Source organism: Chitinophaga sp. RCC_12 (genome assembly GCF_041360695.1).
Taxonomy (GTDB): domain Bacteria; phylum Bacteroidota; class Bacteroidia; order Chitinophagales; family Chitinophagaceae; genus Chitinophaga.
Genome location: NZ_JBFUPS010000003.1, coordinates 275348 through 299387, shown reverse-complemented (window position 1 = coordinate 299387; position 24040 = coordinate 275348). Strand labels below are relative to the sequence as shown.

Genomic DNA, 24040 nt, shown 5'->3' with positions numbered 1-24040 from the left:
ATTGAAAAATCTGGTTTAATTACCCTATTTTATGTATGTGCTGCACCGGCACTTTGTTAACAGGAACAGGCAGGCTACTGATGCCGGGGATACCGTGCGCGTGACGGATCGCAACCAATAAACCCTTGATATTCTAATTTTTATTCTATGACCCAAATTCTATCCACGATGACCCACAAATTGAACCCTTATTTAACCCGCAGAGCGTTGCTCTTTTCTTTATTGATGCTGATGACAACGACTTCCATGGCCCAGACAACCTGGCCTGCGGGGCAGCTGCTGCCTTCGTTTCCGGCAACAGCAAGCAACCTGGATCTATTTTATAATAACGGCACCTCTCAGCGGTCCTGGCGTTGGGAAGGTGAAGGCCCCTCTCTCAGCCATCATACGGGACGTTTGGAAAGCGATGGCTGGCTTTGCCAGGTAGGAATCGATGCGGCGAACCAGCATATGATTTACGGACCTTACGACAACAGCGTTACGGCAGGAGCGAATATTGCCGAGTTCAGGATGAAAACAGATAATAATACGGCGAATAACGATTCCATCGTCGATATCGATGTGAGGGATGCTACCACCGGTGCGATCCTTGCGTTTAAGGCTATTACCCGTCAGCAATTCCCTGTAGCATCCAATTATACGAGTTTTAAATTGCCGTTCACCATGCCGGCCGATAGTCATGCTATCGAATTGCGTGTGTTCTGGAGAGGAGGCGCTTATATAAAAGTGGACTGGGTAGGTGTACAGCAGGATAACGCCACCGCAGAAACCTATTTATTCACTTCCCTGAAAGGTATCGTCAACCGCACGCAGCCGCGGCTCTTTTCCTATGAAGGCGATGCCTTTGCAGAAGGGCCATACACCTGGATGCAGTCATTAGGTTTAACCTGGACAGAATATACCGACCGGTGGGCGCTTATCACCAAGTACCGCACGGAGGTATCCGGCCTGATCGTGTATGATCCGGCGCAGCCGGCCACTGTTAACCTGGCTACTATGTTGGCAAAAAATAAAAAGGCGCTCATCGCGTCACCATCCTTATTACCACGGTTAACGGCCGCCCCTTATAATTTCCCCGTATTGCAGGATTTACGTGGCCAGTTTACCAGTAACCTGCAGGTATACCAAACATTGTATAACACGTATTGGCCCACACTGGATCACCGGCTGTTAATCGGGTTAAGCCCCGAGATTCATCAGGGTTCCCTGCGGGAATATGCCACTGCCCTTGGCGCCGCAGTAATATGGCTGGACCCGCGGGTGGCAGGTGAAAGCGAACTGCTGAACAATTTCTTAGCCTCTATGCCGGCGGGGGCAAATTTCATGGGCTGGTGGCCTGAAGAAGGCTCCGGTGTAACAAGAGCATCCACCTATGGAATAGCTACCATCGCCAGCGATTATGCCACTAATTTAACGGTGCATAGCGGTATGCCCAGAACCGTTAATGTTAAGCCTATACCGCCAAAACCAATCCTGAAAAACAAAATTTATGTGGCGTTTATATTAAGTGACGGCGACAATCTTCAATATGTTGAACACCTGATGCGCAAGCTCTGGAACAATGCTGACCGTGGATCGGTTCCCATCGGGTGGACGCTTTCTCCGGCGATGCTGGATGCCATGCCGGGAGCGCTAAACTTCTATCATCAAACTGCTACGGATAATGATAATCTTATTTCCGGTCCGTCCGGGTACGGTTATGTATACCCCAATAATTTCCCGGATCAAAATACACTCAATCAATTTGTTGCTAAAACCGAAGATTATAATAAAAGAGCAGGGTTCCGGGTGGTCACTATCTGGAACACCATTACCGGTGGCATCAACCAAAATGTCGGAGAGAGCTTTGCCACCCACGCCCCATCATTGCTTGGGCTAACAGCCCAGAATACAGGCGGCCCTCTCAGCATCTATAACCAAACTTTGCCCGGATTGCCCCTCTCCTGCAACTATTGCACCGGCGAACAAGCCATGAAGGACGCCATTGCCTCCGCCTCTGCAGGATGGAATGGAACATCACCGAGGTTCATGATTATACAGGCGCAACCCTGGCAGGATGTGAAGCCTACAAATTTTAAAAACGTAATGAATTCGCTTGATTCAAACCATATTGTGGTGCGGCCGGATCATCTCTTCCAATTGCTGCGTGAAAAAAATGGTCTTCCGGCGGTTGATTCCACCGATAGCCTGGTAGCAGGCATGAACCATGCGCGCATCAATATGATGAACACCGCCAAAACTGCAAAACAGCACATTTCCCTGTATCCCAACCCGGTGGGCAACAGGCTTTATATCAGGGGACTAAATAACAACGCTAACCTTGAGGTGTATGACAACGACGGTCAGCGAATGAAAACGGCATTAGGCATGTCAATTAACATCGCTGAATTAATACCCGGCACGTATTACTTAAAGGTTACCTCAACAGAAATAAATCATACCTATAAATTTATTAAGCATTAGTTCCAGCGCCAGGCCAGGTTTGAAGGAGCCCGCTCAATGAGCGGGCCTCTTCTTTAAAGCAAATCGTTAACTTAGATAGGACTATTGACAGGAAATAATCATGACAGACGACAAGCAAAACATATACGACGTAATCATTATCGGCGGCGGACAAAGCGCTTTATCCGTGGCCTATTATCTTCGCAGAACCACGCTGAAATATATACTTCTGGATGCAGCCCCTCTTCCGGGAGGCAGCTGGCAGCATACCTGGCAATCACTTTCGTTATTTTCCCCGGCGCAATGGAGCTCGCTTCCAGGCGTTTTTATGCCGGGCGGCCAGCATCATTATCCCAGCCGCGCAGAAACCATCAGGTATTTGCAGGAGTATGAGTTGAGGTATAAATTCCCGGTAGCAAGGCCGGTAAAGGTTACATCCGTAGAGAAAGAGGAAGGAACTTTTATTTTAACCACCACTGCCGGCCCATATCATGCAAAAGCGATTGTGAGCGCCACGGGCACTTCTGGCAATCCGTTTATTCCTGCTATTCCCGGAACCGGCTCTTTTAAAGGCATCATACTTCATTCGGCGCAATACCAGGAACCGGGAAGCTTTTCAGGGAAACGTGTGGCCATTGTGGGCGAGGGCAATTCCGGCGCACAAATCCTGGCGGAGGTTTCCAAGGTAGCATCTACCCTGTGGATCACAAAGCAACCACCCGAATTTTTACCGGATAATATTGATGGCAAATATCTTTTTGATGCGGCCACTCAACAATATGAAGCCCGGCAGCAAGGCAGGGATTACCAGCCTCCATCACTGGGACATATCGTAATGGTGCCTGCTGTAAAAGAAGCAAGGGAAAGAGGCGTGTACAAACATTTTCTTCCCGCATTTGATCATTTCTATCCCGGTGGAATAGCGTGGAACACAGGCCAACAGGAACCCGTAGATGCCGTTATTTTTTGTACCGGGTTCCGGCCGGCGTTAGCGCACCTGGCCCCGTTGGGGATCATTCAACCAGATGAACGGATTAAAACAAACGGAACAAGAGCAACGGATATTACCGGTCTTTGGCTAACCGGCTACGGATCGTGGACCGGCTTTGCTTCTGCCACGCTTATTGGGGTGGGCAGAACCGCCAGGCAAACCGTGGAAGAACTGAGCAGCTTCCTGCAACAATAAACATTCTTTTACTCCCCCTTAAACGACAGTCCTTTTTCTTTCAGCGCATTCCGCAACTTCGGCAGGGAACTTTTTCCCATGCCATGAAGCGTCAGTATATCGGCTTCACTGAATTTAGAAAGCTGCTGTACGGTTCTTATTCCTTTACTCTCCAATGCGCGGCGGGCGGGGGCAGCCAGCGAAGCAAAAAGCTCCCCATGAGCGCTGGTATGCCTGCTGGTATTTTTCTCCTGGCTTTCTTTCACCCTGAACTTTACTATTTTATTGATCAGGGAAATAGGAAGAGGTTGATCCAATGGAAACTGCACGGCACCTTTGGAATTCTTATAAACGGAAAGTTCTTTTTCAAATGCTTTAATACCCGAAGGAGCAGGATAAAAACCGATGTGATGTTTATATCCTGCGAAATGGACCAGGTTGCCGTTCAACGTAAAAGTTGGAATACCATAACTTATCTTCTCTTCTGCGGCAGGCGCCATTTTCCTGATAGCCGCCCTTATTTGCTGCAACAGCGCCTGGGTTTCCTCCGGAAAACCGGCGATATACTGATCAATGTCGTTTACTGTTTTCATATCGCTGAATTCTTTCTTAAAATTAGCATAATCCAGGTGTTTGCACAAGGCATTAACGCGACATTATACAGGGCCATTTGCGACTTCAATTTTGCCGGGTGCAGCGGATTTTGTCTTTCCCAGGATTACGCTGATTATATTGATTAACCGGATTTTGTTCTTTGGGATTTTTTTGATTTGGGGAGATTGAAGCGGATGCTGGTGGTAGAACTTCAATATTTTACCCCCGGATAAAAGAAGCACAATCCAAAAGAAACACCGATTTTTGATGAAATCATTCGTCATGAAGGCCATCGTTATTACCCAGCCGGGCAGACCGGAAGTATTGCAGCTACAGGAATACGCCACACCGGTTCCCGGACAGGAAGAAGTATTGATTGAGGTACGTGCTGCCGGATTAAACCGGGCCGACCTGTCGCAACGCGAAGGCAAATACCCGGCGCCTCCCGGCGTGCCGCCGGATATTCCCGGCCTGGAAGTGGCCGGTACGGTGGTGAGTTGTGGTGCGGGTGTTACCATGTGGTCGCCCGGCGACAAAGTATGCGCACTGCTGGCAGGCGGCGGATATGCGGCCTATGTGACCGTAAAAGAAGGGCAATGCCTGCCGGTTCCGGAAGGTCTCAGTTTCGCCGAAGCTGCCAGTTTACCTGAAACTGTTTTCACCGTGTGGAGCAACGTTTTTCAACGCGCTAAATTAATGCCCGGTGAAACATTGCTGGTTCACGGAGGTTCCAGCGGTATTGGTATTACCGCCATACAACTGGCACATGCATTAAACAGCAAAGTATGGGTAACAGTAGGTACGGAAGAGAAAGGACAAGCCTGCATCAGGCTGGGCGCTACGCAATATATCAATTATAAAAAACAGGATTTTGAGGAGGAACTGGCCACAACCGGCATAGATGTTATACTGGATATGGTGGGAGGAAAATATCTCGGTAAAAATCTTGCTATCCTTAACCCGGAAGGACGGCTGGTGTACATCAACTCCATGGGAGGCAACCTGTCGGAAGTAAATATCTCCGCGGTCATGCAGAAACGTATCACCATCACCGGTAGTACACTCCGGAGCAGGGAATACAGTTATAAAAAAGCATTGGCGGCTGATATCCGCCAACACGTGTGGCCATTGATAGCAGCTAAAAAATTCCTGCCGGTGATATACGCAACGTTCTCTTTTAAGGAGGCTGCGGAAGCGCACCGGCTAATGGCCAGCAGTGAACATACCGGTAAAATAGTGCTGGTAAATGAATAAAAACAAAAGGTGTACTGCTCATAGTACACCTTTTGTTTTTATTCATTTTAGTAAGATATCAAAAGCGGTAACCGATCGTCATCCTGAAGTTACGACGGGCCTCTACTATATAATTATAAAACCCGGTAGCCGTAGTAGGTATAGAAGCAGCAGTGAGCAGCCGTTGGTTATCGAGCAGGTTATTCACCAGTAATGAAACACTGTACTTTCCTTTAACGTAACTCAAACCCGCATCTGTACGGAAGTAATTGGGAATAGAGAACACTTTTGTGGCGCTTCCTACGTAGCGATCAGCCATCCACTGAATGCCGCCTGTAACGCCGAGGCCATTCAAAACTCCTTTGCCAATGCGGTAGTTCAGCCAGGCATTGGTAATATGCGTAGCCGTATTAGGCGTGATATTACCTACTGTTTTCGTTGTAGCCGTAGGTGATTCCTTGGAGATCTTTGAATCGGTGTAAGCATAGTTCAGCGTGGCATTCAATCCAGGTAGTATTTCCCCGGCAATATCAATTTCAACGCCTTTGGTGAGCGTTTCGCCAAGTTGCTCCTGTACATCGGCACCGCGACTGTCTTTCATATTCAGGCTTACGAGCGAGTTTTGCCTGGCAATACGGTATACCGTAGCGGATGCTACCCATCTGCCTTCAAACCATTCCTTCTTCACACCGGCTTCCACATCCACTCCCTTAATAGGCTTAAATGCGTTCTGGTTGGAATCAGCCCCCGGCACAGGTACAAACGACTGATCAAACAAACCGTAAATAGTAGTGGATTTATCTATAGAATAGCTCAGGCCAACACGGGGAGTAAACACATTATCCTTAATAGCAAGCGCCTTGGTTTTGCCAACAGTTTCTGCGTAGGTGAAACGCCCGGCTAACGATAAACGTAACCTGTTGTTAAAAAAGCCCAGTTCATCCTGTATGTAAGCGGAGGTATAGTTTACTGAGCTCACATAGTTACTGCCACCTGCTCTTGTTTTTACGCTCTGACTGCGGTCTATAGCAGGCAGGGTGCCAATAGGAATGCTGTATACAGGGTTATATACATTGAATTTCTTACCCCCTACCATATCGATATTGGCCAATGTTCTGAAATCTCCCCAAAACTTTTTATTCCCCATATCTACACCTGCCAGTATCCTGTGCCGCACCGTACCTGTGTACTCTTCGCCGGAAATGGAAGCCTGTGCAAAACGGTTCTCCCCCGCTTCATCCGCCACACTGAAAGTTCTGCCCATATTACCTGCACTATCTACTTTGGAAGCCCATATACTGTTTGCCTCCATACCGAAGTTGAAATAAGCTACCTGCGCATGCGCTTCCCACTTATCATTCATCTTATGATCAAAATACAGGTACACACTATGATCTTTCAATTTACCCGGCGTGAGGGATGGATCACCATAAAAGAAATCATTCGAGATATCTTCATCCAACAATTTTTTGCTGGAAAAAACATAGTTACCATTCGCGAGGTAGGTTGATCCCTGGTAGGTATATTCCAGCGTAACAGAAGTACGGTCGTCTACCAGGTATTTTAATACCGGCGCAAACAGGTAACGGTTGTTGAAGTTGTATTTGGTATAATAATCCTTTTGCTGACCGGCCACATTGAGGCGGTACAGCAGTTTACCATCCTTGCTCAGTTTACCGTCAAAGTCGAGCGCGGCGCGGTAAGTGCTAAAGCTTCCCATGCTGATGCTGGCTGCGCCTTTGGTAACTCCGGTCGGTTTTTTGGTAACCACGTTATAAAAGCCACCCGGCTCACCACCTGCCAGCATAAAGCCCGCCGGTCCTTTTACAAACTCTACACGGTCAATCATAGCGGCATCTTCTGCTGTAGGTCCCCAGCTGGCTTCTATATTCATACCATTGCGGAAAGCAGGGATCTTGGAACCACGCATCCTGATATTCGCATACTGATTGTCCCAATGCCCTACACGTGTGGCCCCGCTTACATTACGGGTGATACCATCCACCAGGTCAAATGCCTGCTGATCGGCAATTACATTGGCAGATATTACCTGGATATTCTGTGGCACTTCAAGAATAGGTGTTCTCAGTCGCAGTGATCCGGAAAGACTGTCGTTTTTATACCGGTTCCTTGCACCGCTTACAATTACTTCTTTCAATTGTTTATCGGAAGCTTCGAGCTGCAGTTTCATCTGCACAATCTGGTCCTGCTCCACGGTTACTTCCTGCGACATTGTTTTGTACCCTATCAGCATCACCTGCAAGGTGTACTTTCCGGACGCCAGTTTTTTGAATACAAATTCGCCCTTTTCATTGGTGAGTGTGCCCCTGTTTTTTTCTTTGATCTGTACAGCTACATAAGCGGCAGGCGTTCCGTCGGACGTAACTACCAGGCCGCGGATAGCGGATAGGGGCTCCGTATCAGCCATTGCATTCACGGAAAAGCAAACAGTACATAGAAAGCATAAGTACACCGTTATCCGGTTGATAAATAAAAACATATAGGTCGGTTATTTCAGTTTAAAATTCAGGCGCAAAATTAATGGCGATACTCCGGGCGAGGTTATGGATTCGGGAAAAAGGTTTACGCAATACGGAAAAAACGTTTTAGCGCAAGCCACATAAAGTAACAGGAAGCAGGTATAAATACCCGCTATATCTCCCTAAACAGGTATAAATACCTGTTTTCAGAAACACTCATTTACGCTCTTATTCAGGCCGGCAGATCAACGGACTTTTGTGGAGAAGAATGTGCAGCTGCAGCACAGAAAAAAAACAGGTCTGCCTGGCTTGACAATAAGCGGGGGGTGAAACCGAAAAACCATAACAGAGTAGGACCAAAAAATACACTTATGAATCTTGGATTAACAATGCGCTGGGGATATAGCGCGCTTCAATTCAATGGGACCTCGTATGCTTATTTCCCATCCAACCACCTTAACAACATGAGGTCGTTTACGCTTGAAGCAACGATCTTTTCAACGGCATCAACAGGGACCATTCTTTGCAGTGCATCGCCGACTGCCGGCGCTTATTTCAACTTCGGCCTTTCCAACGGTTTTTTGTATTTGGAGACGATGAATAATACCGGAAAGCCGTTCCAGGTAACGGCTACAAAAAAGCTACCCCTGCTGGAATGGCACCAGGTGGCGGCTACTTTTGACAGCGACAGGAAATTGATCACGCTGTGCCTGGATGGAATAGAAGTAGGCAGTAGCCCCATACAGGGAATTCCTTACCAGGCGATACCGATTCAGACTCATATTGGCGCCGGAAAATACCAGTCCCCATCCGGGTACCAAAATTTATTCTATGGGCATATAGCACGCATAGCCATCTGGAAATCGGCCCGGGACATTTTTGAAATCGCAGAAGATGCATTTGCGATTGTTCCCCCCGCGGCAACAGGAACTGATCTCGTTTTATGGACAGACTTCACGGAAATGCCCACTGAAGACCGTTCCGGTAATGGTATCGAGATCTCCTACAGTACGCCGCCACCCAACTACGTTTACAGTATCCCTTCGACAGGGGTAACAGAAAAGGGCTTTATTGATTGCGGTGTATATCCGGAGTATAATTTCGGCGGCTATCAGCCTTATACCATTGAGGGTTGGTTTAACCCCACCTCCACAGCAGATATGGCCGTACTAGTCGCCTTTGAAAAAGACCTGCATTGGCAATACTATATTCAGTACGATAAAGTCAACAGCCGCCTCATTGCAAAACGGAATTCAGATGGACAAGCCATCTACTCCAAGGAACAGATCACGGAAGGACGTTTCTATCATTTTGCCGTTTCCTATAACGGAGATTCAAAAATGATGAGCCTCTACGTAAACGGGAACCTGCAAACAGCTGAATACTTTCCCGGTGGCGTAGCGAATGTTGCCCAGGGAAGACTGATAATAGGCGGAATCGGGTTTACCGGCTACATTCAAAACGTCCGCTTATGGAAAGATTGCCTGGAGCAGGCAGAACTCCGTCAATGGATACTGAATGATGTGATCACCGATCCAAGACTGGTAGCCAACTTCGATTTCACTACTACTCCACCGATGGATTCAATGGGTCATACCGTTCAACTACTGAACGGTGCTGCCAGCGCGCTGGCAACAACAACCCTTGAACTGGCAGACAGAAAAGCCCAGCTGGGTGTTTCTATGCCTATCAATTCCAGCTACTTTAACAGCGTGGAAGAAGTACCTCTTCCTCCTCCAAAAGTCATAAAACCTGCTGATCAGCGGGAACTATCCTCCGCCGATCTGAAGGAGAAAACATTTACAGACCTGGTTAGTTTCTGGAAGGTGGATGGAGAAAAACAACATGCTTTCCGGGAAGAATTTGAAAAAGCATATGCACGGGCAGAAGAAATGCTCTCAGAGAATGAAAATCTCCGGAAAGTTTATACGAGAACAGATGAAAATGGAAGAACAAAGATCATATACCACGACCTTCGTGGCGACGCACTTATTTATGACCGTCCAATAGGAGAAGTAACTGACTGCACTATCTGGTGGATAGTTTTTGTCTACAGCATCTCTGTTAAATTTTTGGGCATATTCCTCCCGCTTCCGGTTTTCTCTCCCTACAACCAGATTCCCGGTAAAATTTTCAATCTCGCTATCGCGAATGCAAAGGTGTTGGCAAAAATCACTGCTGTAGTCGGCACTACGATCACCGTTATGTCCGGGCTGGATATTATAACAGAAATGCATCGTGAAATGATTTTATGGCCCATTTTAAAATTCATTGTAGTCTCGGCGGGTTGGTTTGCCCTGACTGCTATCATTGCAAGAGCTTTTACAATGGCTACAGGCCTGGTAGCAGCAGAAATAATGGCGAAGTTTATTGTATGGGCTGCACAGTTAACGAAGCTGTCACTAGAATATGACGGGAACTGCGCTGAGCAGGGACAGGGTTAAAACAAAGAGGCTGTACCAATAATCATTTGATACAGCCTCTTTAATATAGTAACTCCACTTCCTCAATATAACACCCGGAAGCTGATGGTGTCTTTAATCTTCTTCAGTTCTTTCAATATTTTTTTATCGTATTCGCTGCTGGTATCGGTAATCACGTAACCGATAGCGGCATTCGTCATCAGGAATTGCGACACAATATTAATGCGGTGATCTGCCAGCACCTGGTTTACCTTTGCCATCACGCCGGGCACATTGCGGTGAACGTGGATAAAGCGGTGCGCATTGTTTACTTCCGGCAATTGTATATTCGGGAAGTTGCTGCTTTTAAAGGAGTCGCCATTATTGATAAACCTGGCAATTCTTTTTGCCACAGATTCCGGTTTGCGCATATTATCAAAGATCACGATCCCCATTTCTGTACAAAGCTCCTGCGGGATATGTTTTTTACTATTACCCAGGTAACCGATCACTTTCAGTTTGGTCGCTTTTTTCAGCTGTTCTGCGCTGAGCTTTTCTCCTTCTCCCATTAACAGTATACCTGCTGCCGACAGCTGTTTATCGTCCGTTCCGGCATGTTTAATGGTGAAGCCATCCTTCTTCAGGTATTTTACCGCTGCTTCCGGCACATCGCCTGCTACCTGGCAAAGAATACGGTTCTTAGGGTAGGAGATGGCTGAGGGCAGGTTGTTCACATACAGGAATTCATCAAGACTCGGCGTGATATGATCCGCTTTTTCGGTGACGGACTTACGCTCTATATTTTCTGTAAAGGCATAAAACTTCTTGATCATGCCGGACTCTTTCAGCTGAAAATCGGAATAACCATCGCCGATACCATGAATTTCGCCCTGGAGCTGCAGTTCATGCAGCAATTTTACTTTGCCGCCTTCGTTGGAGAGCGGGTTTGCGGCATCATAGCCAACTATTTTCCCTTCGTCGTTAAACAAAAAGGTATTGGCATAAATATTTTCTTTTTTGATATGGAAAGGCAATACTACCGGTGTGATAAACTCTTTGAATCCGCCGGAAACGATCAGCACATCCTCTGCATGATGTTTAAAAAAGTTTTTGTTACGGGAGAAAGAAGTAGATACCAGCTTTTTCAAATGCTTCACCAACAGTTTCAGATGGTCTTTATTCGCCTCCAGCAGCTGCACCCGGGCGGCAAGGCTTTCCCTGAAAGAAAGCTTCCCTTCCATGGCGAGGTTGGTCAGATCTTCAATTTTTTTATAGATCTGTTCTCTTTCCGGATGGTCCTGCAGGGATATGCGCGCCAGTTCATCCAATGCTTCCACCTGCGTGAAAGTGCTGTCAAAGTCAATTATATAGTATTTTTTGCCCACGGAACGATCAAATTTGGAGCACAAAAATATAAGTTTAAATAAGATTTAGCAGACAATCTTGTAATTCCGGGGAATTTATGGGGGTTAAAGCCTGGACTATAAAGCGTCCCATTCGGTTTCATTTTCCTCGTCCGGCGCTTTCTTTTCCACCGGTAAGGCTGCCGTTCTCCTTTCTCCTATCTGCTGGCGCCACATGGCATAGTACAATCCCTTATGCTCCACCAGCTCGTCATGTGTGCCGGTTTCAGCGATCTTTCCTTTTTCCAGTACAATGATCCGGTCGGCGTGCATAATGGTCGACAACCGGTGTGCAATGAGCACGGTGATCTGTTCCCTGCGGGCGGAAATACTTCTTACGGTATCAGTAATCGCCTCCTCTGTAATAGAATCCAGTGCGGAAGTAGCCTCATCAAAGATCAGCAGGCGGGGGTGACGGATCAAGGCACGCGCAATGGAAATACGCTGCTTTTCCCCGCCGGATAATTTTACGCCGCCCTCTCCCAGCCGGGTGTAAATGCCTTTACCGGAACGGGCCAGCAGGGCGGTACAGGAGGCCTTCTCCAATGCTTCAATCACTTCTTCATCAGTGGCGTCAGATTTCACAAACAGCAGGTTTTCCTTAATGGTGCCGGCAAACAGCTGTGTGTCCTGCGTTACAAAGCCTATCTGTCTCCTCAGCGCATTATACCGGATATCGCCGGAGGGCACATCATTGAAATATATTTCTCCTGCTACCGGTTTATACAACCCCACCAGCAATTTCACCAGGGTGGATTTACCGGAGCCGGAGGGTCCTACAAACGCAATGGTATCACCGGTTTCCACGGCAAATGAAATATGGTCGATGGCATTGGTGGTAGCGGTTTTATGCCTGAACACCACATCATCAAAACGCATTTGCTGCAAATCGCCGATTTCCACCGGCTCTTCCGGACGCTCTTCCACCGGGCGTTGCATGAGTTTATGAAACAACTGCAGCGACGCTTCTGCTTCCCGGTACTGGATAATAATATTCCCCAGATCCTGCAACGGAACAAAAATAGCCGTGGTAATAAACTGCATGGTGATCAGCTCACCCGTGGTGAGTATATTCCTGAAGATCAGCCACAACAGGATAAAGAGGATGCTCTGTTTTAAGATATTGAGCGTAGTGCCCTGTAAAAAAGACAGCGTTCTCACCTGCCGTGTCTTTTCCATTTCCAGGTCGAAGATCTCTTTGGTAAAGGTTTTCAACCGTCTTATTTCCGGGAAGGTTAACCCCAGGCTTTTTACCAGTTCTATATTCCGCAATGATTCTGTAATAGCGCCGGAAAGCTGCAGCGTTTCGCGGTTGATGGCCCGCTGCACGGTTTTCATTTTTTTGCTGAGCAAACCGGTGAGCCCGCCCAGGAAAATAATCCCGATCACAAATACAGGTATCAGTGCCCAGTGTTTGGTAATGGCATACCAGATCAGGAATCCCATACCTACCAGGGAAGTAAAGAGGATGTTAATAAAAGCAGTAATGAAACGTTCTGTATCTGTTCTTACCTTTTGTAGTACGGCAAGTGTTTCCCCGCTCCGCTGTTCCTCATATTCCTCAAACGATAGCCGGAGGGTTTGTTTGAGCCCGTCGTTGAATACCTGCATCCCGAATTTCTGCACTACCAGGCGAAGAAAATATTCCTGGAAAGATTTTGCGAGCCGTGCCATCAAAGCCACCACCACAGCAACGCCCAGCCAGAACAACACTCCGTTCACCAGGTCCTTCTCCGGCATACTGTTTACCTTACCGGCATAATCGTCAATGATCTTACCGAAAATCAACGGATCCGTCATCACCAGTACCTGGCTGATGCCGGCCAGTAATAAAGATAAAATGACCAGCCATTTATGTGGCTTTAAATAGTTCCAGAGGACCTTCATATTTTAAAAATACGATAAACGGGTAACATATATCTTCCCGGTACTAAAATGAAAAGAGGCCGGATCATGTGCTGATCCGGCCTCTCTTTTCCATTACGGATTAATTTTTTGCCCTGATGGCCTTTACTTCCGCAGCGGTAACCGCACTGGCTTTGTTGCCAAAATTATTTCTCACATAAGTCAGCACATCCGCTATTTCCTGGTCTTTCAGAAAATTATGCGGCGGCATATTATTGGAATAATATTCATCATCTATCGGAACAGACGACTGCATGCCCTTTAATATCACCTGCACCAATGTGGGTTTATCTCCCAGCACAAAAGTGGTTTTAATCAGCGGCGGATTTAAATGTGGTACGCCACTCCCATCTACCTGGTGGCAGGTAAGACAATATTGCTCATATACCTTTTTACCGCGGGCCATCGCAGGATTGGCGCCCGGCTTTTTGGTCTGCGCAGATAAAAAAGAAAGCATGGCGCCAAATGCAACACCTGTTAAAATGATTCTCTTCATACCATATCATTATTTACCACTGTAGGTAATTTTATAAACCGTTCCTTTTACATCATCTGTTACATACAGGGAACCATCGGGACCCTGTGCCAGTCCGCAGGGGCGGTGCTTTGCCTGGCCTGGCGACTGGATGTCCGGTACGCCCGCAAAATCATCCGCAAAAATTTCCCATTTACCGGATGGTTTGCCATCTTTAAACGGTACAAATGCTACGAAATAACCCTTCTGTCCTTTCTGACGGTTCCAGGAACCATGAAAAGCCACGAAAGCGCCATTCTTATATTTGGCCGGAAACTGGCTGCCGGTATAAAACAACAAGCCATTAGGCGCCATGTGGGCAGGAAATGCCACTACGGGGTCAATGGCGTTTTCACCACCGGTTTTCTTTCCGTCGCCGCCATATTCGGGCGCCAGCATTTTCTTATGCTGTTGTCCATCGTAGTAAATATAAGGCCAGCCGGCATCATCTCCTTTCTTTAAGGCATACATACATTCCGCTGGTAATTCATTACCCTGTTGCAGCGTGTAATATTCCGGGTACATGTCAAACAACCCGTCTCTCCCGTGCTGCATTACAAATAACTGGTTATCCACTGTATTCCAGTCGAGCCCCACCACATTACGCAGCCCGGTGGCATAGCGGGTGCCATCGCCATAGGTTTGGTTTTGTTTATCTGCCCGGAATTGCCAGATGCCTGCTGCTGAATCGCGGATAGGACATCCTTCTATGCCTTTGGAACCTTTTGCGCGGTCCTGTTCCTGGCAGGAGTTGGAATACGCGCCGATGTTCACATAAATATTTCCTTCGTTATCCAGCGTTAAAGCTTTTGCTTCATGCTGGTGTCGGTTAATCAATCCTGTTACGATCTTTTCCGGTTGTTCAGGGTTGATCACTTCAAATTTATCATTCAGTGCATAACGGTATACTTCCTCATCGGAGGAGGTATACAGGTAGTTTCCTTTGATTACCATGCCGGTACCACGGTAAGTGCCAAAGGTTTTTACATCCTTGCCGTGTATCACTGCAATGGCTTTTCCCGGTTTTGAAGTCTGGATTTTTACATAGACATCCCCCAGTGGTGTTACCGCTATGTGGCGGGCTGCGCCCAGGTTTTCCGCTATTGCCTGCGCCTTGAATCCTGCGGGCAGTTTCAACCCTGCATTGCCGGGATCTGCCACGGTACTGCGAACAGCGCTGCTGTCGCCGTTATTGGCCAGGCATTGAACGGACAACAGCGTCATCACAGACAAACATCCCAGGAGAACTACTCTTGTTTTCATATTTCTTTTATTTACAATGATTGATGAGGGGATATTTAAACTTACCGTGTAAAAATAGTAATGGTTTTTATGGAATTCCTAATTTATGGATGAATGGCATCAGCTCCTGGCTACCAGGGAAATGTAATACTTCATCAGGTAATGATAAATCACCAGTTCATGCAAACGGGCGTTGGCTGTAAACATGCGGTTCAGGAACATGTGCAGGTAATGCGGCACCAGTTCCGTTACTGCCGCCGGCTGTATGACCCGGAGTTCCAGGATAATATCCTTCCACCTGGCCGCCCGTTCTGCCAATATTTCGCGGGCGCCATCCGGTAACGTATAATCGTTTACGTTATCCGACAGTACATCCGTAATTTGCCTGCTGTGCGCACGGTATTTATTATTCAGTTGCCGTAGCAATGAGGCATCTCCATGATGCTCCGCAAAGTACTGCTGTTGTAAATGCTGCAACAGCTTCATTTTCATCAACGGCGTATAGCCGAAACCGTTTAACAACTCATCTGCGCCTTTTAACGCCAGCAGCCAGCGCTCCTGGCTTTCAGCACCGCTGATGGTCAGTAACAGTCTTACCGCCGCCTCGCTGTCGTGGAAAAAGAAAGCTTCGCTATGTTCCATCAGCGCGGGTCCGTACCGCTCCAGCTCCCGCACATAAGTATCCAGCTGTATCTTCTGTACAATATCACTGTTAAGATAAGGGTGCAGTAGTGCCTCCACTTCCTGTATCACAGCGGCGCTGTGTTCCCGGTGCTGCGGCAAATGAAAGCGGATACGGATATGATGATCCGGGTCCTGGTACCGGACAAAGAACCAGCGATCCGTCACCCCTGAGGATTGCAGCCTGACGGTGAGGGGCAGCAATACTTTCAGCAACAGTTTATCCATCCATTTAGGGCCACAGTATATTTTTATATACATCCATTCGCTGCCCGGGGCAAAGCTGCGCGGCACCCCTGCCGGCACCTGCGTGGCGGGCAATTCAGCCGATGGCTGCCAGGTGGTATTACGCAGCGGTATTATAATTTCATTGCAGTAAGCACCCTGTCCGTTCGCCGACAAACGGGTAGCCTCGTTAAATAAACATTCATATAATACTACATTGCCTTTCTTCAGTTTATCTGTTAATAGCATACGGCCAAAAGCACTGGAGAAATCTATTAACAGGTCGTTGTCCCCTTCGGATAACAGTACATATTCCGGCAGCCGGCACTGCGCTTTTAACAGCAGCAACGCCTCATCTGCGGAATGGGCTTCCAGGAGTGATTCAAACGCGGCACGGGTCAGGTACCACCTGGCCGGCGCCAGGATTACCTCATGGTATACTACCCTGGGCAGAAAGGGTTCTTCCTGTAAAATCCCCCAGTTCCACTGTACTGATAGTGCGTTCTGCTGTTGCAGGTCGCACAGGAATTTGTAGGCCGACAAGCCGCGGCTGTAGTTATGGGCGCTGGTGAGCCGGGGCATCACCTCTTTTCCCCACCGTTGCGAACGCAGCACTACCCTGTTGTTACGCACGCTTACCAGCAAATCGCTCACAGGCAACTGATAGTTTTCCGGCAGGCTGCTTTTTCCCAGGAACGGTATTTCATAATCGTACAGGGATGGCCGTAGTAACACGTTGCCGGAACGGCCTTCCGGTAAATGAATAACTTCTGCCAGTATTTTATCTTTCTCCAATAACTGCTCGCGGCGTGTAAAATCACGTAAGAGGCTTTCCAGTTCCCTGTTTCCGGCAGCAAACCGGCCTAATAAGGCCAGGGCATTGGGGCCATGGCATGCTTTCAGCAAAAATTTGAAGTCGCCGCTATCCATAGCAGCGGCCGAAGCAGCTACCAGCGAACCCATGACGCAAAAAAATGGTGGTATTTCCTGTTTATCGGTATCGGCGGCCAGTTCGTCCAGGTCGGCATCCGTGAGGGAAATGACCGTAACTCCCGCGGCTCTGGCAGCAAGAAAGCGCTGCAGCACAAACTTCGTTTGGGCGTTCCAGTGAATGGTATCGTTCTTTTTACCGGCCGGCATTACCAGGTCATCTATGAGGGGGGTATAGCTCGCGTCTTCACCGGATGCCACCCCGTACCCTATTCCGGATTCGCTGTCGAGGGCCATCATCAGGGGTATTTCGCGCTGATCGTATTTTTGAAGGAACTGTTCTTTAAAATGCTGAAGGTCGCCGCCATCACCGGAGGCGCCAAATACCAGTAGCCGTTCCAGCCGTTGCAGCAAGGTATTGGTAACGGATGCAGCCAGGCGGACTTCCGGCGACGGGAAAAAAAGATCCACCTGTACCGGCTCTTTCGCGTCGATGCCCGGGAAATTGGAGGCTAATATATTTTTAATCTCCTGGTAGCTGTTTATGCCATTGGCCGGTTGCTGTAAAAGCTGCTGCACTTGTTGTAATGCAGGCAGGCAGTCCGGTACGGGATGTAATGCCATCAATTCACGGATCAGTCCATCCAGGTTATCTGTACCGGCAATTTCAGGCGATAATCCGGCTACCAGGATCTGGTTCCGGATCAATGTCTCAATAAAGCCCCGGGCCTCGCCGGCCGGGATATCCAGGTTGGTGAGTAGGCCGGCGAGCCGGGAAATACTGGCCCCCTTGCCGGCAGCCGCGAGAATGGCTTCCATATATTCATTTTGCGGGAAGGCGCTGAGGAAATAATGCCGCTTTTTATCCCGCAGCTGGTATTCGAAATACCGGAAGGCATCGCCGGAATGATATAAACTGCTGTTGGAAAAATACAGCAGTTGCGGGCCTATTTCAGGCCGTTGGGCCAGTTCGCTCATCAAGCCGGACAGGTATCCCATGTCCAGCCGTGCCACTGCCTGGCGCTGCGCTATAACAGGGGCTGGTAAGCGGGTAGGCCCGGTACGGATGTAACCGGTGCTGCAACCTGCAAATAAGCCGTACGGGGTGCAGCGTGTGCTCATTCTCAGCAGGTAACGGTAAAGCGCCAGCGGCAGTTTCAGGGAGGTATCCGCCGATGACAGCCACTTCAGCATTTCTGCGTAAAGCGTTGGACTGGCCAGGAAAACGGCTTCCTGCAATAACGGTTGGGAATATATTTTCCGGAGGGCAGATACAAAAGAGGGCTGGTCATTGCGGGTGTTACGGTGCAGTTGTAACACTTCCTCATATGACAATAGTGGCATTCTCGATAAAAAGAAATCGCAGGCGTTCAACACGGACATACGCGACAAGGGCATACTTACTTTAGTGGGAAAGCCATGCTTTCCGGTTCCGTATGCTTGAATAAAGATAAAATGTTTTTCAGGATCTCAGGTAACAGCTATTTTGATACCTGGAATAACCCGTTCCATTTCATCTACAAACTTCTTGTAACTGGCAGGTTTACCCAGGTAACCTTGCCTTTCTTCCTGGCAAAGATGCTGGACCTCACGGCTGGAATAAGCGGTAACAAGAATAAAAACACAGTCCTTTTTAAGGAACTTTGCTATGATATCTCTTGTATTGCCTCTCAGGTTAACATCCAAAAAAACGACGTCTACTTTTCTTTCAGCGATCAGGCTTTCCACGGTGTCCAGCTCTGATGCTTTTTTTACGAGTTTTAGATAGGATGTTCTTTGGATATAGCTTTCCAGTATATCTAATGCCAGAGGCTCGTCATCTACTATGGCACATCTGTATTGCATTTCTTACCAAAGGGGTTAATCAATTAGGAATAATAAACAAATTTAAAGTTCTAGCGTAAAAAACCTGTCCCTGTCAAAGTAGTGGGAGTAGTAGGAACACTCGAAAGTATTGATGTTACTCCTTCATAATTGGATGCCCTAATGTTCTCTATTGTTCTTACATCAGCTTTTGAAACAATTTCTTTTTCTAAAATTAACACAGGGCGGCGATTCACAGACAATTTGTTTTTCAACATAAAACATGCATTTAAGATGATCTCTTAAACAAATCACAGGCCGAATCTCGCCCAATGCTTATAAATATCATATTTTATTAGACATAATTGCCTTTTTCTTCGACCAACAGCCCTCATTGTTGATAACTATTCGTCGTCTTCATCATTATAGTTGGCAATGCCAAGCAAGCGCTTGAGGTCCTGCCGCGACGCTTTGGAGATAATTACAGACTGGCCGTTAACAACTTCCACGGTATTACCCATGATGGATTTAATCGCCTGTAATCTTACAATGTAGGATTTATGGATACGCATAAACTGATCGGGCGGCAAAATATCTTCTATCGCTTTCATCCGCATATAGGTAATGATATTTTTTTCCCTGCATACAATTTTAATATAGTCTTTCATCCCTTCCACATAATAAATATCATCGAAGAGGATCTTCGTCAACTTGTTATTATCTTTTACAAACAGGTGATTGGCTGGCTGAACTTTCGACTTAGTGGTTTCCACTGCTGCCGGTTGCCGACGCTGACTGATATGCGCACGCGCTTTGTTTACCGCTTTGAGGAACCTGTCAAACGAAATAGGTTTTACCAGGTAATCCACTGCATCCAGCTCAAAACCCGCAATAGCGTGATCTCTTGAGGCGGTAGTAAAAATAACAACAGGCGGATTGCTCAGGGAACGGATCATTTCGATGCCATTAATATTGGGCATCTGGATATCGGAAAACAGCAGGTCCACCGGCTGCCGTTGCAATTCATTAATTGCGTCAAAGGCATTTTCGCAAAAGGCTACAGGTTGCAGATAAGGCACCCTTCCAATGTAATTTTCCATCAGATCCCTCGCAAACGGCTCATCGTCCACTACAAGGCAGGTAATTACTTGATCCATATTTTCTAGTTCAACTTTAGTGTCAAGACAACTTTGTAATATTCGGGATTATTTTCAATAAATAAAATGTGTTGATCAGGATATAACAGAATAAGTCTTTTGCGGGTGTTAGTTAACCCAATTCCCCCGGATACCTTTTTGCCTTCCGGGAGTTCCCCTTTGCTGTTTGATATTTCAAATCTCAGCTGGTTATCCGATACATCCATCGACGCATGGATCCAGCATTTATCTGCTGTAGTACTATGTGAATATTTAAAAGCATTTTCTACAAAAGGAAACATTAGTAATGGTGCTATCTGGTAGCCATCCATCTTTTCCGTATCGCAATCGAAATGTATACTGGCATTTTTTCCATAACGCACACTTTCCAGTTCTACATAATTTTTCAGGAACTCCGCTTCCAGGTGCAGCGGTACCATTTCTGTATTCGAATCATAGAGCGTATACCGCATCATCTCCGAGAGGTGCATGATCAGGTCCGATGCCAGCGCGTCATTTCTGATAGACAATGAATAGATGTTATTCAGTGTATTAAACAGGAAATGCGGGTTCAGCTGGGACCGTAGAAAATCAACCTCCAGGTTCAGGTTATCCCGCTCCAGCCTTAACGTACGGGTGGTGGTGCGGATAATGTCCAGGACCAGTTTCAACGACATGGGCGGCGCTATGGTCATCAATACAGGAAAGAAGATCTTCAGCAAATGGTTAGGTGAAAAAGTATCTTTCCATCCGCTACCTACCACCCGCTCCAGGAATTCCTTCACCGGAACATCCGTGATCTCCAGAAATGTAACGACATACAAAGAGCATAGGTAATTAATAACAGACCAGAACAAAAAAGGTATTATTAAACATACTATCGTAAGAAAAAAATACCCCTTCAGTAAAACCTTCGGTATTGTAAAATAAAAAATGGAATAAAAAAAGAACATGGCCCCTAACATGTTCCGGATAACAAATACAAGGCTGGCGCTGGCGGAAACAGCAAAAGTGCCACTCACTAATAACGCATAAAACATTGCCATGCATCCCCACATGAGCACGTGTGCCCATATCCTTACTCTCCCTCGATAATACTTATCAGACAAAAAAAATGAAAACCATTCCATGAATTTCCGGCTGATGTCAGGCGGCTCTCCATTGGTTTTACTTCTGAAAAAAGCTAGCATTGTATCCCTGAATATAAAAAATTTACAGTAAGCAGCAGCAAGTAAAATAAAAATACTTTACCAATCTGAATTTTCTTTTATCATATAAATCTAAAATGGTATACAAATAGCCTTTTTAGTCTATAACTTACACATTATGAATGCCTTCCGACAGCAGCTACAGTACACGATGTTGGATACAACCGCATTTTCATCGCGTTTATAGGTCAATACGTCTAATAAGTTTAACAGGCTGCTATTTAATGCTGACTTTTGATATGCAAGCCTGAATATGTTCGCTGGCTTAAGCTCTTTGCCGTTAAAAATTCTACAAAAACAAGGATGAAATGTGCATAAACTGCACGAAAGATACTTTCATCCATTGTTGTTACCATTGTCACTTAAATAGATTGACATTTAATTTATTAATAATATTACACCAATCTGGTCAGAAAACCTAGCGAATTTTGTCCTGTGTGAACTCCAAAAAAAGATTTTAGCTGAGGGTATGAACATCTACCTGCTAATACTATTCTATTCTATGGAAACACTATGATTTCCCCCTTACAGCTCTAAAAGAGATAGGCATCAGTCTATCTCTTTTTATTATACAACCACTGTACCCACCGCCACAAAATCAGCAAACACATCATCAGCAGGATCAGGTAGCCTACCGGCTTTCCGTTATACAGTCCCTGGCACAACCGGGCCACCCCGGCAACCAGTAAGGCGATCACCATGCCTCTTGCAAAAGGGAAAAAACCGGCATATTTCCGGAACAATAACGCGAGGTAACCAATGGTAATAAACAGGCCATAGAAAACCAGGAATATTTTCCCTTTAATGGCAAAGGGATTCCACTGCGAGGTAACGTGGTAAACATACAGGAAGGGTAACGAGAAGGCACAGAGGACCAGGATGGAAAGAAAAAGGGGCCGTGGAGTTGTTTCATTTTTCATGTTATCATTTTTAAAGATCAGGAACCGCAACCACCACATCCACCTCCGCAACTGCTGCCACAGCTACTTCCACAGCTGCTGCCACTACTACAGCTACTGCCGCCGGCATCATTTTCACTCCCGGCTTCCTTCTTTTTATTGCCGCTTTTCGCAATAAGAAGCCCCATAAACAGCAGTACCATTGTAAATCCAAAGAAAGGAGCGCTATCGGACGAACAACCGGTAAAGAAGAAGAAAGAAAAGAAGAGAAGGGGTGTTATCCAGCGACGGGGAAACAAGTTAAGCCGCTTTATCAGGGAGAAGGAAAGAGAGTGGGATTTGTTTGACCAGATGGCTTCCGGTGGATCTTCTCCAAAGCATTGCCGGTATAACTGCAGCGTATCTTCCTGCCAGGCGGCGTGTTTTTGCTGTTCTGCCTTCCCCCCGCCGGAAGGGTGATGGTGGATCTTTTTACCCAGCGTTTTCTCACAAAATGTCTCCCAGTAATTCTGCGTGTAAAGTAAATGCTGGTGCCATACTTTATCTACAATTTCAGAAGGGGAAGCGCCCGTTGGAGAAATACAGCAGAGATAAATAAAGCGCTTGTACTCCTGTATGGCCTGCCGCGTAAAGTCTTCACTCCAGCGCTGTTCCCGGGCCAGCTTCTTCGAAAAGGGGAACTTTATATCCGGTTCATCCAAATGGAAGTTACTGATCTGCTCCCAGAGCAATTTACCCGGTGACAAGGCTACAAATTCGTTGTTTTTCATCATCATAATTTCATTTTTTATTTGTTAATACCAAGATGAAATTATTTCAGAATACTAAAGTCTTGTGCGTATCTTACATCGACCTATTTTCGTATTATAATCGTCTTATTATGAGTAAGGAAGAACTGCTTAACCTGGAAAGATTAATGAATTACATTGCTTATCAGTACCTGAAAAAGGTAAGCTGGGAAGATGTTTCAAAAACAGAATGGAGCCATGTGGTGCATGAGTTCAATACCGTTATTGAGAAACAACAGCGCTTCAGGAAATTAGCCACACCCCCTTCCCTCTTTGGCGACAATTATTTCTATGAACACCTGGTGATCCGGAAACTGAAAGCAGCCAAAAACAGTGCGGGTATTGCAGCGCTGAGCAGCCCTAATTTCTCCAAGCTGAATGTAATGGCCGTAGCACTGGGCTTTACCAGCTACATTGATTTCATCAACAATTCGGCAGAAGTATACCCTTTTCATGAACTGAAGATCGGTATCCCCCTGTCGGAAGTGAATCATAAACTACTGGACCACCTGGTAGGTTACTGGTATTGCTATAACCGGAACCTTCCGTTTAAGTCGGGTAAGAAAGCGGCGGAACGCATCTGGAGGTCTTCCCTGGAGATCTATAAGTCGGGCGATGAATACCTGGTGGAGCGCACCGGCAGGGACAACCATATGTATTACGGCAAAATAACCTCTTATGCCAACTACATTTTCATTATCATGAACAGTACTACGTTTATCCGTCAACGTCATTTCATAGGCCGGCTGAAAGATATGGAAGACAATATTAAAAGATCCGGGTATGCCATCAACGAATTAAACTTTGTAAGCACCTGTGTGAGCTTTAATGAAGAACCCATAGCGCTGTATGAGATCTTTCACCGGGTGGCTAAAGTGAAGGACTTCCAGCGAACGTCTGTAGACCTGGCCTTCGACAGCCCGTTGCTGCCAAAGCATATCCTGGTACACCTGAAAGACAGTGAGCAGAACAGGATCATGCAGCATTAAA

General features: G+C 46.7%; 17 protein-coding genes. 5 read left to right on the top strand and 12 right to left on the bottom strand.

Features of this window, described 5'->3' with window-relative positions; genetic code table 11:
• Positions 1–168 precede the first annotated feature (168 nt).
• On the top strand, positions 169–2463 hold the full coding sequence (locus AB6805_RS10965; protein WP_370909467.1) for a T9SS type A sorting domain-containing protein: 2295 nt from the start codon (positions 169–171) through the stop codon (positions 2461–2463).
• Positions 2464–2563: 100 nt separating this feature from the next.
• On the top strand, positions 2564–3628 hold the full coding sequence (locus AB6805_RS10960; RefSeq protein ID WP_370909466.1) for an ArsO family NAD(P)H-dependent flavin-containing monooxygenase: 1065 nt from the start codon (positions 2564–2566) through the stop codon (positions 3626–3628).
• Between the two features lie 8 nt (positions 3629–3636).
• Here AB6805_RS10960 and AB6805_RS10955 read toward each other — a convergent pair whose 3' ends face one another.
• The gene (locus AB6805_RS10955; RefSeq protein ID WP_370909465.1) at positions 3637–4200 is read right to left on the bottom strand and encodes a DUF1801 domain-containing protein; all 564 of its coding nucleotides are present in this window, start codon (positions 4198–4200) and stop codon (positions 3637–3639) included.
• 268 nt (positions 4201–4468) lie between these two features.
• On the opposite strand from AB6805_RS10955, the gene AB6805_RS10950 reads away from it, so the two are divergent.
• Positions 4469–5455, top strand: a complete 987-nt coding sequence (locus AB6805_RS10950; protein ID WP_370909464.1) for an NAD(P)H-quinone oxidoreductase — start codon at positions 4469–4471, stop codon at positions 5453–5455.
• Between the two features lie 58 nt (positions 5456–5513).
• Here the strand turns inward: AB6805_RS10950 and AB6805_RS10945 are convergent, their stop codons facing one another.
• The gene (locus tag AB6805_RS10945) at positions 5514–7862 is read right to left on the bottom strand and encodes a TonB-dependent siderophore receptor (RefSeq protein WP_370909463.1); all 2349 of its coding nucleotides are present in this window, start codon (positions 7860–7862) and stop codon (positions 5514–5516) included.
• A 423-nt stretch (positions 7863–8285) separates the two neighbouring features.
• Here AB6805_RS10945 and AB6805_RS10940 point away from each other — a divergent pair, with 423 nt between their 5' ends.
• The gene (locus AB6805_RS10940) at positions 8286–10358 is read left to right on the top strand and encodes a LamG domain-containing protein (protein WP_370909462.1); all 2073 of its coding nucleotides are present in this window, start codon (positions 8286–8288) and stop codon (positions 10356–10358) included.
• Positions 10359–10420: 62 nt separating this feature from the next.
• On the opposite strand, the gene AB6805_RS10935 is transcribed toward AB6805_RS10940, so the two are convergent.
• The 10 genes from AB6805_RS10935 to AB6805_RS10890 all read right to left on the bottom strand — a co-directional run bounded on the left by AB6805_RS10935 (position 10421) and on the right by AB6805_RS10890 (position 23038).
• Positions 10421–11701: an HAD-IB family phosphatase gene (locus AB6805_RS10935; protein WP_370909461.1), complete on the bottom strand. Its 1281-nt coding sequence runs from the start codon at positions 11699–11701 to the stop codon at positions 10421–10423.
• A gap of 96 nt (positions 11702–11797) precedes the next feature.
• Entirely contained in the window at positions 11798–13606 is a 1809-nt protein-coding gene (locus AB6805_RS10930) for an ABC transporter ATP-binding protein (RefSeq protein WP_370909460.1), read from the bottom strand.
• A 100-nt stretch (positions 13607–13706) separates the two neighbouring features.
• The gene (locus AB6805_RS10925) at positions 13707–14120 is read right to left on the bottom strand and encodes a cytochrome c (RefSeq protein ID WP_370909459.1); all 414 of its coding nucleotides are present in this window, start codon (positions 14118–14120) and stop codon (positions 13707–13709) included.
• A 9-nt stretch (positions 14121–14129) separates the two neighbouring features.
• Positions 14130–15401, bottom strand: coding sequence for a sorbosone dehydrogenase family protein (locus AB6805_RS10920; protein ID WP_370909458.1), 1272 nt, complete (start codon positions 15399–15401; stop codon positions 14130–14132).
• Positions 15402–15500: 99 nt separating this feature from the next.
• Entirely contained in the window at positions 15501–18599 is a 3099-nt protein-coding gene (locus tag AB6805_RS10915; protein WP_370909457.1) for a lantibiotic dehydratase, read from the bottom strand.
• A gap of 87 nt (positions 18600–18686) precedes the next feature.
• On the bottom strand, positions 18687–19061 hold the full coding sequence (locus AB6805_RS10910; protein WP_370909456.1) for a response regulator: 375 nt from the start codon (positions 19059–19061) through the stop codon (positions 18687–18689).
• Between the two features lie 362 nt (positions 19062–19423).
• Positions 19424–20176, bottom strand: coding sequence for a LytR/AlgR family response regulator transcription factor (locus AB6805_RS10905; protein ID WP_370909455.1), 753 nt, complete (start codon positions 20174–20176; stop codon positions 19424–19426).
• A gap of 5 nt (positions 20177–20181) precedes the next feature.
• Positions 20182–20979 (bottom strand): sensor histidine kinase, encoded by a 798-nt coding sequence (locus tag AB6805_RS10900; protein ID WP_370909454.1) that lies wholly within the window; start codon positions 20977–20979, stop codon positions 20182–20184.
• A gap of 938 nt (positions 20980–21917) precedes the next feature.
• On the bottom strand, positions 21918–22283 hold the full coding sequence (locus tag AB6805_RS10895) for a hypothetical protein (RefSeq protein ID WP_370909453.1): 366 nt from the start codon (positions 22281–22283) through the stop codon (positions 21918–21920).
• Positions 22284–22300: 17 nt separating this feature from the next.
• Positions 22301–23038, bottom strand: a complete 738-nt coding sequence (locus AB6805_RS10890; protein ID WP_370909452.1) for a hypothetical protein — start codon at positions 23036–23038, stop codon at positions 22301–22303.
• Between the two features lie 104 nt (positions 23039–23142).
• On the opposite strand from AB6805_RS10890, the gene AB6805_RS10885 reads away from it, so the two are divergent.
• The gene (locus AB6805_RS10885) at positions 23143–24039 is read left to right on the top strand and encodes a hypothetical protein (protein ID WP_370909451.1); all 897 of its coding nucleotides are present in this window, start codon (positions 23143–23145) and stop codon (positions 24037–24039) included.
• Position 24040 lies beyond the last annotated feature (1 nt).

Bases quoted from the DNA above. Each gene is read 5' to 3' on its own strand.
- AB6805_RS10965 (WP_370909467.1), top strand. From the start codon at position 169: ATGACCCACAAATTGAACCCTTATTTAACCCGCAGAGCGTTGCTCTTT.
- AB6805_RS10960 (WP_370909466.1), top strand. From the start codon at position 2,564: ATGACAGACGACAAGCAAAACATATACGACGTAATCATTATCGGCGGC.
- AB6805_RS10955 (WP_370909465.1), bottom strand. From the start codon at position 4,200: ATGAAAACAGTAAACGACATTGATCAGTATATCGCCGGTTTTCCGGAG.
- AB6805_RS10950 (WP_370909464.1), top strand. From the start codon at position 4,469: ATGAAATCATTCGTCATGAAGGCCATCGTTATTACCCAGCCGGGCAGA.
- AB6805_RS10945 (WP_370909463.1), bottom strand. From the start codon at position 7,862: ATGGCTGATACGGAGCCCCTATCCGCTATCCGCGGCCTGGTAGTTACG.
- AB6805_RS10940 (WP_370909462.1), top strand. From the start codon at position 8,286: ATGAATCTTGGATTAACAATGCGCTGGGGATATAGCGCGCTTCAATTC.
- AB6805_RS10930 (WP_370909460.1), bottom strand. From the start codon at position 13,606: ATGAAGGTCCTCTGGAACTATTTAAAGCCACATAAATGGCTGGTCATT.
- AB6805_RS10925 (WP_370909459.1), bottom strand. From the start codon at position 14,120: ATGAAGAGAATCATTTTAACAGGTGTTGCATTTGGCGCCATGCTTTCT.
- AB6805_RS10920 (WP_370909458.1), bottom strand. From the start codon at position 15,401: ATGAAAACAAGAGTAGTTCTCCTGGGATGTTTGTCTGTGATGACGCTG.
- AB6805_RS10915 (WP_370909457.1), bottom strand. From the start codon at position 18,599: ATGTCCGTGTTGAACGCCTGCGATTTCTTTTTATCGAGAATGCCACTA.
- AB6805_RS10910 (WP_370909456.1), bottom strand. From the start codon at position 19,061: ATGCAATACAGATGTGCCATAGTAGATGACGAGCCTCTGGCATTAGAT.
- AB6805_RS10905 (WP_370909455.1), bottom strand. From the start codon at position 20,176: ATGGATCAAGTAATTACCTGCCTTGTAGTGGACGATGAGCCGTTTGCG.
- AB6805_RS10895 (WP_370909453.1), bottom strand. From the start codon at position 22,283: ATGAAAAATGAAACAACTCCACGGCCCCTTTTTCTTTCCATCCTGGTC.
- AB6805_RS10890 (WP_370909452.1), bottom strand. From the start codon at position 23,038: ATGATGATGAAAAACAACGAATTTGTAGCCTTGTCACCGGGTAAATTG.
- AB6805_RS10885 (WP_370909451.1), top strand. From the start codon at position 23,143: ATGAGTAAGGAAGAACTGCTTAACCTGGAAAGATTAATGAATTACATT.